This window comes from Pseudomonas sp. Z1-12, from assembly GCF_051132015.1.
GTDB lineage: Bacteria > Pseudomonadota > Gammaproteobacteria > Pseudomonadales > Pseudomonadaceae > Aquipseudomonas > Aquipseudomonas zanjanensis.
Genome location: NZ_CP071647.1, coordinates 3,575,042 through 3,587,917, shown reverse-complemented (window position 1 = coordinate 3,587,917; position 12,876 = coordinate 3,575,042). Strand labels below are relative to the sequence as shown.

At 66.0% G+C, this 12,876-nt stretch carries 1 protein-coding gene; it reads left to right on the top strand.

The window, feature by feature from the left end; translation table 11 throughout:
• Positions 1-57 precede the first annotated feature (57 nt).
• Complete coding sequence (locus J3P85_RS15180; protein ID WP_434702210.1) at positions 58-12,519, top strand: filamentous haemagglutinin family protein; 12,462 nt, start codon at positions 58-60, stop codon at positions 12,517-12,519.
• The last annotated feature ends 357 nt before the right edge of the window (positions 12,520-12,876 follow it).

The following is a 12,876-nucleotide window of genomic DNA, read 5'->3' as shown; positions in this document are numbered from 1 at the left end:
CACCTCGGGGCGGCTGTGTGACCTAACTCTGTGCTTTGGGAAAAGGATCGGATAGTGATGCGTCTGTCTAAAAAAACTTCGAAACCGACGCCTCGCGGCTTCGCCCCTGGATCCTCTCGCTCGGTACTGGGGCAGGGCGCGTTGTACCTGACCCCCTTGGCCCAGGCCATTGGCCTGTTGGTGCTCACGGGCACGGCCCAGGCCGCGCAGCCGGCGGCTTTCAGTTCGAGCTGGTTTGCGGCCAAGGGCGCGGCCCAGGCTACTCAGGCCGCTCGCCCGGGCGGGCAGGTTCCAGGCGCGCCGCCACCGCTGGCGCAACAGCAGACGGCCAACCAGCAATTGCAGCGTTCGCTGAGCAACCTCAACAACACGGTGGCGGCGATCGCCGCGCAGCAGGCCTTGCAGGCGGCGGGCCGTGCGTCAGCTTTCGCCAACCCGCAAACCATTCATAACGGCCTGGGTGGCAATGGCCTGAACCTGGTGATCGGCGCCGATGGCAAGCCGGTCTTCAGCAACGTCGAGGCGCCGGTGCAGACCGAGGCGGGCGGCAAGACTCAGGTCTCGATCAAGCAGACGGCCGACAAGGCGATCATCAACTGGGACACCTTCAACGTCGGGCGCGATACCACCGTCAATTTCCAGCAGAACGCCGACTGGGCGGTGCTCAACCGGGTCAATAACGCGACCGCGCCGAGCCAGGTCCAAGGTGCGATCAAGGCCAATGGCACGGTGTTGATCCTCAACCAGAACGGCATCGTCTTCAGCGGCAGCAGCCAGATCAACGTGCGCAACCTGGTGGCGGCCGCCACCGCGTTCGACGACAACCAGTTCAAGAACAATGGCCTGTACAGCCCCGGCGCGGCACCGACCTTCACCAACGCCGGCGGCAAGGTGCGGGTCGAGCAGGGCGCGCGGATCGAAACCCACGCGCCTGCCAGCTCCACCGCCGGTGGCGGTTATGTGCTGTTGCTGGGCAACGAAGTGGACAATGCCGGGACCATCAGCGCCCAGAAGGGCCAGGTCGCGCTGGCCGCCGGCAGTGATTTCGTGATCAAGAAAGGCCAAGGCACCGACGGTAACGCGCAATCGTCGGTGCGCGGCAATCAGGTGGTCGCCAGCGGCACGGGCGAAGTCAGCAACAGCGGCCTGCTGCAGGCAGCATTGGGCGACGTGAGCCTGACCGGCCAGGACGTGCGGCAAAACGGCGTGGCGCTGGCCAGTACCTCGGTGGATTCACGCGGCACCCTGCACCTGACCGCCAGTCGCAGCGTGACCCTGGGCGAGGGTGCCACCAGTGCGATCCTGCTCGATAGCAGCAGTGCCCTGGACAGCCAGCGCAATGGTCTGCTGCAACCGCCCAGTGCCAACACTTCGCCTATCGTCGCGGTCGATGGTTATCGCCGTGACCAGTCGTTGATCGCCATCGACAGTGCCGGCACCGTCGACTTCCAGAAAGGCTCGATCACCCTCGCCAGCGGCGGCCAGGTCGGCGTCCGCGCGGCCCAGCGCAGTCGGGTCGGCGATGGCGCGGTCATCGACGTGTCCGGTGCGCTGGGTGTCAAGGTGGCGATGGAATCCAACAGCATCAAGATCAACGTCCAGGGCAACGAACAGCGCGACGCCCCTGGCAACCGCGACAAGGGCGGCCTGAACAGCAAGGACGTGTGGGTCGACACCCGCGACCTGGTGTTCGTGCCCGCCGGCACCAACGGCTACGCGACGGATCGCTGGTACACCGCCGGTGGCCTGCTGGAGGTCGGCGGCTACCTGGGCACCCGCGTGCACAGCGTGGGTGAGTGGATGGCCCAGGGCGGTACGGTGTCCTTCAGCGGTAATGATGTGGTGACGCAGAAGGGCTCGCAGATCAACCTGTCCGGCGGCACCCTCGATGTGCAGTCCGGCATGGTCAAGCAAAGCTGGCTCAAGGGTGCGAACGGGCGACTGTATGAAATCTCCAGCGCCCCTGGCGACATCCTCTATGAAGGGGTGTACCAGGGTTACGAGGATCACAGTACGCGTTGGGGCCAGAGCCGGTTCTACTACAGTCCGCTGATCGCACCCCGGGAGCGTTTCGAGCAGGGCTACAGCGTCGGTCGCGACGCCGGCTCCCTGGTGATCGGCACGCGCAACGCCGTGCTGGAAGGCCAGGTGGTCGGCGACACCTTCCAGAGCGACCGCCAGGTGCAGGCCGCCCAGGTCGGGCTGGACGGCTACAACCAGTCGGCGAAGGCGGTGGCCCGTGGCGCGCAACTGATCGTTGGCAACTACGTGCCTTACTACGTGAAAAGCAGCGGTACCCTGCAATACGCCTTGCGCGCCAATGCCGGCACGCTGCAGGACATCGTCCTCGGGACCGAGGATCAATCCCTTGCGGCCGGAGTGGGGCTCCAGGACACCGTGGCCGAAGGGCGCGAAGGCCGCCTGTACCTGAACAGTGAACAGCTCAACGGCTTCGGCCTTGGCGCCGTGAAGATCGCCGCCACCGGCAGCATCAAGGTCGAAGGAGACCTGCAGGTAGCGTCGGCCGGCAGCATTACCCTGTACGGGCCGCAGGTCCAGGTCGACGCCAACCTGACGGCGCGGGGCGGCGAGATTGCCTTGGGCAACGTGTTGCAGCAAATCAGTGAGAGCGCCCGGGTCGAGGACACCCGCATCGATGCCGTTGACGGCAGCCGCGCCGCCGTTCGCGTGGGCGAGGGGGTGACCCTCGATACCCGTGGCCTCTGGAGCAATCAACTGCACAACCCGAATGACAGCAGCGCGCTGCCGTTCCTCAATGGCGGCAACGTGTCCCTGCGCAGCAGCGGTGACCTGACGCTGGCGAGCGGCAGCCTGATCGATGTTTCATCGGGCGCCGCGCTGCTGGCCGATGGCAAGCAACGGGGTGGCAAGGGCGGTAACCTGACCCTGGCGGCCAACGCCAATACGTCCGCTGGCGAAGGGGGGCTGAGCCTCGACGGTGAGCTGCGCGGCCATGGGGTCAATGGCGGCGGACGCCTGAGCGTGCAGGCCGGCAAGGTGACCCTCAGCGACCACCCAGTGGCGGACGCCGACGCCGGCCTGGTGTTGGGCAATGACTTCTTCAACAAGGGCTTCTCGGCCTACGACATTACCGGTAACCAGGGACTGACCGTCAGCGATGGCACCCAGCTGGACGTCAGCATGCCGGTGTACCACTTTGGCGATAACCTTCAGGACGCAGCGACCGGCAGTGACCCGCAGACAGTGTTGTCGCTCTGGACCCCTGAGCTGTATCAACAGGATGCGATCAAAGGCGTGTTGAGCCAGCGCAAGGGCGCGAACCTGAGCCTGCAGGCCGGCAGCATCCTGTCCACCGCCAGCGAGCGGGAAACGGCGGCGCTGGTGGTCGGTACGGGCGCGCGGATCAGCGTCGATCCAGGCAGCACTCTGAGCCTGGCCAGCGTCGGCCAGTTGAGCGTCGACGGGCAACTCGATGCCTGGGGTGGGAAAATCCTGCTGACCCAGATCAAGCCGGCGGGGCTGGCGGATATTCCGGTGGTCGAACGTCCCCATCAGCGTTCGATCCTGTTGGGTGAGCATGCACGGCTGGACGTCTCGGCCCGCGCGGTCACGGCAGTGGATGCCCAGAACCGGCGTTACGGCCGGGTGGATGACGCCGGCAGCATTGTCATCGGTGGCAGCGTCGACACCGACAAAGGCGCGGCCAGCGCGCCGGACCTGTTCGTGGTGGTGAAGCAGGGCGCGCGGCTGTTGGCCAACGGCGCCCAGGCCGAGCTGGATATCCGTGGCCAAGGTGCCACGACGCTGAGCAGCGCGGGCGGCAGCATCGCCTTGAGTTCGAACAATGGCTTGCGTCTGGACGGCGAGTTCCAGGCGGCTTCCGGCGGTGTGGGCGCTGCCGGTGGCAGCCTGTCGGTGGCGCTGGAAACCCCGCTTTACGATCGCTCGACGGTGGACGATCAGGTGCGGGTGCCGCGCGAGTTGATCCTGTCCCGGGGCACCGGCAGCGCTGCCACCGATGGCCTGATGAGCTACGGCCAGGGCCGCCTGGACGTCGATAAAGTCAGCCGCGGCGGGTTCGCCAACCTGACCTTGCTCAGCAACGGCATCCTGTCGTTCGCCGGTGATGTGAATCTGAACCTGGCGCAGAGCCTGCAAATCTATACCGGCTCCCTGGCGCTGGCCGAGGGTGCGCCGGGTGACAGCCGGATTGCCTTGAACGCCCCTTATGTGCGTCTGGCGGGGGCTGCGGCGCGAGGCGCCGACGTGCATGTACGCCCGACCATCCAGGGTGGCCTGTCGGTGCAGGACAGTGCCGCCCAATTGCAGGTCAATGCCGATCTGCTGGACCTGCGCGACGTCCTGACCCTGGGCGCCCATGGTGTGCTGGCGCGCCAGCAGGGCCCGGCCCTGGAGATCGATCGTCGCGGTTTTGCCCAGGCGCAGTTGAGCAGCCGGGGCGACCTGCGTTTTCTTGGCGGCTCGCCGCTGAATATCGAGAGTACGGCCACACAACTGCTCAGCAACGCTGACCTGACCCTGCTGGCGGCGCAGATCTACCCGACCACGGGGGCCACGGCGCGGGTCAAGACCACTGCCGACTCGACCCTGCGGATCGGGCGTACCACCGACACGTTGCCGGCCCAACCGTATTCGGTGTTCGGTTCGCTGAGCCTGGACGCCGGCACCTTATTGCAGGGCGGCGTGCTGCGGGCGCCGTTGGGGCTGCTCAGCCTGGGCGAAGAAGGGGGCGATATCCAGACCTTGAAGTTGTTGCCGGGCAGTGTCACGTCGGTCAGCGGGGCCGGTTTGAACATGCCTTATGGCGGCACGGTCGACGGCTTGTCCTATCGCTACAACGGCAAGGACGTCCAATTGATCGGCGCGGGGGGCAGCACGTCGGTCAACGTGTTGTCGGTGGGCGTCTCGATGATCGGCCACAGCATCGACGTGCAACCCGGTGCCGTGCTGGATCTGTCCGGTGGCGGCGAACTGGCCGGTGCCGGTTTCATTTCCGGGCGGGGCGGCTCTACCGACGCGCGCTACAACCCGTTGGTGCAGATCGGTGCGGACGGCAGCCTGGTATTGCCGGGGTTGGACACCAACCCGGTGTACGCCATCGTTCCCGGCGACCAGCGCGGCTACGCGCCGCCGTCAGGGGAGGCCGGCGCGCGCGATCCGCTGATCGGCCAGCGCATTACCCTGGACGCGGGTGTTCCAGGCCTGCCGGCGGGCACCTACACCTTGCTGCCCTCGACTTATGCCTTGTTGCCGGGGGCGTTCCGGGTCGAACTCAATGGCCTGGCTGGCAGCGGAAAAATGGCCAGCAGCCTGGCCATGCGCAACGGCTCCTGGGCCACCTCGGGAGGGCTGTCGATTGCTCACAGCAATATTCGCGATGCGCTGTCCAGCCAAGTCATCCTGACCTCGGCGGCCGTGCTGCGGCGTTATTCGCAATACAACGAAACCGGCTACGCAGCGTTCGCCAAGGCCGACGCCGCGCTCAAAGGCGTGCCGCGGCCGATGATCGAGGCCGATGGCAAGACCCTCAAGCTCAAGTTCAAAGGGGTGGGCGACCCCGCCGAGACATTCCAGTTCCAGGGTAAAGCCCATTTCAAACCGGCCGAGGGCGGCCTGGGCGGCAGCGTCGGCGTTTTTGCCGACACCGCCCGTCTCGAAGTGCTGCCGGTCGGTCAACAGGCCACGACGGGTTTCGCCGGCGCCTCGCTCTATGATCAGGCATTGAATGCCTTGCAGGCTCCGCGCCTGTCGATTGGCACGCTGCCCGGCGTCAGCTACGGCCAGGGCGGCAATCTGGTGACCTTCAACTCGACGCTGTCCGACATCATTCTGCGCCAGAGCAGCGGCCTCAAGGCCGGTGAGGTGTTCCTCGCCACCAATGGCAAGGCCGGCGCCATCGTGGTGGAACAAGGGGCGAGCATCAATACCCTGGGTCAAGGCAGCACACCGTTCGACTCCCGCAGCGGTTTCGTCTACAACCCGGGCCAGAACAGCCTGCTGGCGGTGTCCAATGGCTGGCTCGATGTGCTACCGCCCACCGCAAGCGCGGGCACCGATGGTCCGGGCTCGATCCTGATCGGCCAGTGTGATAGCGGGCAGTGCAGCGGCACCACCGAACTCTATTCCCAAGGCACCATTACCGCGGCGACCGACAATGCCTTCAACCTCGATGAGTCGGTGCGTTTCGGCACGCGCAACCTGACGCTGGCGGTGGGCGCGATCAACATCGGTTCGGCCCAGGCGCTGGCGGCGGCCCAACAACGCCAGGCGCTGCCCAAGGGGCTGACCCTCAACCAGCAGGTGCTTGACCGCCTGCTGCGCGGCGATCGCCTCAAGGGCGCGCCCGCCCTGGAAAACCTGGTGCTCAATGCCCGGGATTCGGTGAATTTCTACGAAAGCGTCGAGCTCAGCACCCTGGACCCCTTGACGGGCAAGTCCAGCCTCCAGCGGCTGGTCCTCGGCACGCCGGCGATCTACGGCTACGGCGCGGCCGGTGACCATGCCAGCATTCGCACCGGCACCCTGGTGTGGAACGGTGCGCTGACGCCGGCCGGCGCGCCGCTGCTGGCCGGACCTGGCAACGGCAGCGGGGTGCTGGATATCCAGGCCCAGGTGCTGGAATTCGGTTACGGCCCGAATGCCCAGGCCAACAACCTCGACAACCCGCAGCGCCTCACGCTGGGCTTCAGCCAGGTCAACCTGACCGCCAGCCAGCGCATCACCGCCAACCACAAAGGCGCGTTGCAGGTGTACCAGTCCCGTGGCGACTACGTCAGCGGCAAAGGCTATAGCTACAGCGGCGGCGACCTGCGGGTGAACACACCGCTGTGGACCGGCGAGGCCGGCTCCGTCAACCGTATCACCGCTGGTGGCGCGCTGACGGTGGCGGGTATTGCCGGGGTGTCGGCCGCAGCCGTCGACAACGCGGCGCTGGGGGCTGAGTTGCAGCTACAGGCCGGCAGTCTGTTGCTCGACGGCACGGTCCGCCTGCCCAGCGGCAAGCTCACCCTCGGCGCCAGTGGCGACGTGGTGCTGGGTGACAACGCCCGGATCGACCTGGCCGGGCGCGAGGTGGTGCTCAACGATGTGCGCAAATACAGTTGGGGCGGTGATTTGTTCCTCGACAGCCGCACCGGCAATATCCGTCAGGCCGCCGGTTCGACCGTCGACCTCAGCGCCCGCAACAACCGCGCCGGCCTGCTCAGTGCAATCGCCCTCGACCCCGATGCCGGCCTGATCGACCTGCAAGGCCGCATCCTCGGTTCCGCCACCGGCACCTATAACGCCGGCGGCACCCTGGTGCCCTATGCCGGCGGCGCGGTGGACCTGCGCGGGCAAACCCTGGGGGATTTCGCCGCGCTGAACGGGCGGCTGAACCGTGACCAGGTGTTCGGCTCGCGCAGCTTCCAGCTCAAGCAAGGCGACCTGGTGATCGGCAACGAACTCAAGGCCAATGCCATCAATGTCTCGGTGGACAACGGCAGCCTGACCGTGCTCGGCACTGTCGATGCCAGCGGGCAAGCGGTCGGGAGTATCCGTCTGGCGGCGAAACACGGGCTGACCGTCGCCGGCAGCGCGCTGCTCGATACCCACGGCAGCATTTTGCGGGTCGACAGCTACGGCAAGATCATCGACAGCCCCAACCGGGCGCTGATCGAACTCAACTCCGGGGACGGCCAATTGACCCTGGCCAGCGGCGCGCGCCTGGACCTGCGCCACGGCACCGGCGCGCCGCTGGGCAATGGCCCGGGACAACATGACGGCCGGGCCCGTGGCACCCTGGAACTCAATGCCCCGCGGCTGCGGGTCGATGATCCGCGGTACGGTGATGTCGCCATCGATGCCTCTGGAAACTTGTCGGTGCTCGGCGCGCGCTCCATCAGCGTCAACGCGATCGCCCGCTACACCGATGCCCGTGACGGCACCGCGCCGGCGGTGGATGGGCGGCCTTATCAAGTGATCGATCAGGGTTACCTGAACGATAAACACAATGACAGCGAGGCGTTCATCAATGCCGCGCTGAACAACGGCAATCTGCTCAACGGCAAACTGGCCGGGCTGAACAATGCCGCCTACGCCGATGCGCTGCACCTGCGGCCCGGCGTGGAAATCCTCAGCAAGACGCCGGACGGCGACCTGGTGGTGCAGGGTGACCTGGACCTTTCCGGTTATCGCTACGCCAGCCTTAACCGTCATACGCAAAAGACCGATGCCTATGGCTCCGGCGAGGCGGGCAACCTGGTGGTGCGCGCCGGTGGCAACCTGAACATCTATGGCAGCATCAACGATGGTTTCGCGCCGCCAGACGCCGGCGACCCGACGTTGCGCACCGACGGCAATGGCTGGTTGCTGATCGCTGGGAAACAGCCGTTCGGTGCCGACCTGGTGGTGCCGGGGGGCGGTGTCGAATTGGCCGAGGGCACCCTGTATCCGGCGGGTAGCCTGCTCAACTATGACGTGCCCTTCAAGGGTGGCAGCCTGCCGGCGGGGCTTGAGCTACCGACCACGCTGAGCCTGGGCGAGGCGCTGAACCTGCCCGCGGGTACGCTGTTGCAGGCCGCCATCCGCGATGCCAGCGGCAACCTCCTGTATGCCGCTGGCACCTTGCTCAAAGAAGCGGTCAGCTTGCCGGTCGATACGCGCCTGGAGGCTGGTACCCGCCTGCCGATGGGTATTACCGTCAAGGACGGCACCTGGCCCAAGGGGGTCGCAGTGCCGGGCAGCGGGCTGACGTTGCGTAGCGCCCTGGCGTTGGGCTCCGGCGCGCTGATTCCTTCCGGCACCGACGTCAAGCTGGCCGAGGGGGTCGACCTGATCGAATTGCGCCCGGTCGATAACGGTATCCAGGGCCGAAATTGGGCGGTCGCAAGCCTGCTGCCGGACGGCTCGCAATCCTGGTCGATGCGCTGGGTGGCGGGGGCCGATACCGAGGCGGCTGATACCCGCATCACCCGCCCTCATGGAGAGGCGGGCAGTTTGCAATTGGCCGATGGGCATTACCTGGCCAAGCGCGAGCAGACCGGGGGTGGCGGTGGAGGAGGTGGCGGCACGGGGCTGGTCTGGGCGCCGGGCAGCAACTTTGGAGTGCCGGGGGAACCAGTGCCACCCGAAATGCTGGACTTCTGCACCTGGGTTCCCGATGCGTGCATGCCGGCACCGCCCAAAACGGTTTTGGTCTGGTCTCCGACCAACAATTATGGTGTACCAGGGGAGCCTGTGCCGCCTGATGCGCTGGATTTCTGCACCTGGTTTCCTGACTGGTGCGTGTTGGCTGTGGTTCCCGACAACCCTCCGGAGCCGATCCGCACCAAGGTCACTCCCGGCAGCCAGCTGTTCAGTGTCTTGCGCACCGGGACCGGGGATCTGGAACTGCTCAGTGCCGGTGATTTCACTATGCGGTCGCTGTTCGGGGTCTACACCGCCGGCACCCAGTCGGCCTCGTTGGCGCCTGGCGCCGACGACCCCTATCAGCAGGCCCGTGGCCGACAATCCGATGGCAGTGTGCTGGGGGCTGCGGGTGCCGCCTATGAATCGCTCACCACCGGTGGCGCTTACCAGGCCTGGTACCCGGAGCAGGGCGGTAATCTCAAGTTGACGGTGGGCGGTGACCTGCACGGCGATTCGTTCTCCAAGAGAAACGTCGGCAGTGGGGCACAGAACACGTCTGCGGCAATGGGCAACTGGTTATGGCGCCAAGGCACAGGCACCACGGCCGATCCGGCCGCGCAAATCCCCACCGCCTGGTGGATCAACTTCGGCACCTTCGCCCAGCAGCCCTCCACCGAGGCGGGTGATCCCTACCTGACCGGCTTTACCGGGATCGGCACGCTGGGCGGCGGCAACCTGAGCGTCGATGTGGGCGGCGACGCCGGCTTGATTTCCCAACAACTCGGTGTCCTGGGCGCCGATGTGGAGCGCAGCCAGGGGCTGGTGCTGGCCGTGGGCAGCAGTGGCCGGGTTGCCGCCGACGGCCGCCTGGTGTTGACCGGTGGCGGCGACCTGCGGTTGCGCATCGGCGGTGAACTCAACCCTTCCCAGGCGGCACGAGAGAGTGTCAGCGCGGCGGCTGATCTGAACGGGATGCTGGCCAACCTGCGCGGTTCGTTGCAGTTGCAGGCTGGAGCGATCGGAGCGTTGGGCCTGACCTACGGTAGCTATGGCGCTTTCCAGGATCCGAAAGAATCTCGAGCCTATGACGCTTACGTTTCCACCATGGCCACCGCTCGCGGCGGCGTGACCCTGATGCCGGGGGATGCCGGCGTCAGCCTGGACAGCCGTGGCGACCTGGTGTTGCAGGGAGTGGGCGATCCGGGACGGGTGGTGATGCAGAACTCCACCGGCTACACCGACCGCGAAGGTGCCTATCGCAGTGGCGGCGGCCTGAGCCAATTCTCCTTGTGGACAGGCAATACCGCCATCGACCTGTTCAGTGTCGGCGGTAACCTGACGCCCATCGTCGCCAATGAAAACCTGGCCGGCCTCAATGCCTCAGTCTCCGGCGGACGTTTTGTCTACCCCTCGATCCTGCGGGCCGTCGCCGCCAATGGCAGCCTTTACTACGGACCATCGGCCCGTGGCGTCAGTGACGTGGCATCGGGGTTCTCGTTGATGACCGCGCCCTCGGCCAATGCCGAGTTGCAACTGATCGCCGCCGATTCGATTTATGCCGGCGGTTATGCGGTCACGCAGTCGGGGGCCGATCCGGCCCTGTTGTCCAGTCCGTTGCGCCCGGCTTTCGCCGGCTACAGCGGAATCAACAGCAACCCGAACTATGATAATTACGGCACTGGGGTCTATGTCGCGCCGAGCGAATTCCCGTTATTCAGTTTTGGCGCCAATACCTTCAGCGTCCAGCCGTATACCCGGCGCGAGCCGGTGCGTTTTTATGCGGTGAAGGGCGATATCGTCGGCCTGCGGACCGGCGAAGTGATTCGTTATCCAGCGTCGGGTGACGAAGTACGCTACGAGGGCAGTGGCCCGCTGCGGGTGATGGCCGGGCGTGACATTGTCAACTCCGGCGTGCCGTTGAACACCGCGACTGATGTGCCTGCTGCCGTCAGTGGTTCGGCTGGCGGGCAATCCACCGGTAACTTGATCGTGCACAGTCGAAGCGATGAAATTTCCCAGGTTTCCGCTGGGCGCGACATCCGCCTGAGCACCTTTAATATTGCCGGTCCCGGCCTGCTGGAGGTCAGTGCCGGGCGCAACCTGTACGGGTCGGGCCCGGGCGTGGGGCAGTTGTACCAGGAGAGCGGCTTCAACAGCATTGGCAATGTCGACCCGGCGGCGCAGGTCCGTGACGGGGGCGCCTCGATCGCGCTGATTGCCGGGGCTGGCCCCCAGGGGCCGAATTATCGGGGGTTGCTGGCGCGTTACCTGCAACCGGGCGCGGCGCTGAAAGATTATCGCGGCGAACTGAACCAGTGGCTGAGTCAACGCTTCGGCTACAGCGCTGGCGAAGACCAGGCCCTGGCGTTTTTTGCCGGCCTGCCGACGGAACAGCAGAACGTCTTTGCCCGGCAGATCTACTTCGCCGAACTCAAGGCCGGGGGGCGTGAATACAACACCGTTGGTGGCGAGCGCAGCGGCAGTTACCGCCGGGGACGCGAGGCGATTGCCGCGCTGTTCCCCAGCAAGGATGTGGCGGGCAATACCATTCGCTACGACGGTGACATCACGCTCTACGGCGGTTCGGGGATCCACACCGACTTTGGCGGCGATATCCAGGTGCTGACCCCGGGCGGGCAGCAGGTATTCGGGATCGAAGGTGACGCGCCACCGGCCTCGGCCGGGGTCATCACCCAAGGCCGGGGTGACATTCAGTTGTACGCCCAAGGCAGCATTTTGCTGGGCCAGAGCCGGATCATGACCACCTTTGGCGGGTCGATCCTCGGCTGGTCGGCCGGGGGCGATATCAACGCCGGGCGCGGTTCGAAGACGACGGTGGTCTACACGCCGCCAAGGCGCGTGTATGACACTTGGGGCAACGTCACCTTGTCGCCATCGGTACCGAGTACCGGCGCGGGTATCGCCACCCTCAACCCGATTGCTGAAGTGTCACCTGGGGATATCGACCTGATCGCCCCGCTGGGCACCATCGATGCGGGCGAGGCGGGGATCCGGGTGTCGGGCAACGTCAACATCGCGGCCTTGACCGTGGTGAACGCGGCCAACATCCAGACCCAGGGCAAGTCCACCGGCGTGCCGTTGGCGGCTTCGGTGAACACCGGGGCGATCACCTCGGCCAGTTCGGCGGCGTCTTCGGCGACGCAGGCGGCTGAGGATGTGGCCCGTCAGCAACAGAACGCCGCGCGGCAGAACCAGGCGTCGGTGTTCACCGTGCAGGTGGTGAGCTTTGGCTCCGAGCAACTGGCCCCGTCCCGCGATGGCGCCAGCCGCGAAGCCCCACGGGCCTACGACCCGGCCAGCCCGGTCCAGGTCCTGGGCGCAGGGCCTTTGGATGAACAGAGCCGCCAGCGGCTGACGGAGGAGGAGCGGGGGCGGTTGAGTTTGTAGGGGGAATTCAGCTTGCGGTGATGTTGGCAATACTGGCCTCATCGCGAGCAAGCTCGCTCCCACAGGGTTATTGGGTGGCCTTGAGGTTTGGGTACAACACAGGCTCCATTGTGGGAGCGAGCTTGCTCGCGATGGCGGCGGCACAGCCAACCTGTATGCAAACTGAACCACTGCCTTCGCGAGCAGGCTCGCTCCCACAGGGTTACTGGGTGGACTCAAGTTTTGGGTACGACACAGGCCCCTTTGTGGGAGCGAGCTTGCTCGCGATGGCGGCGGCACAGTCAACCTGTATGCAAACTGAACCACCGCCTTCGCGAGCAGGCTCGCTCCCACAGGGTTACTGGGTGGACTCAAGCT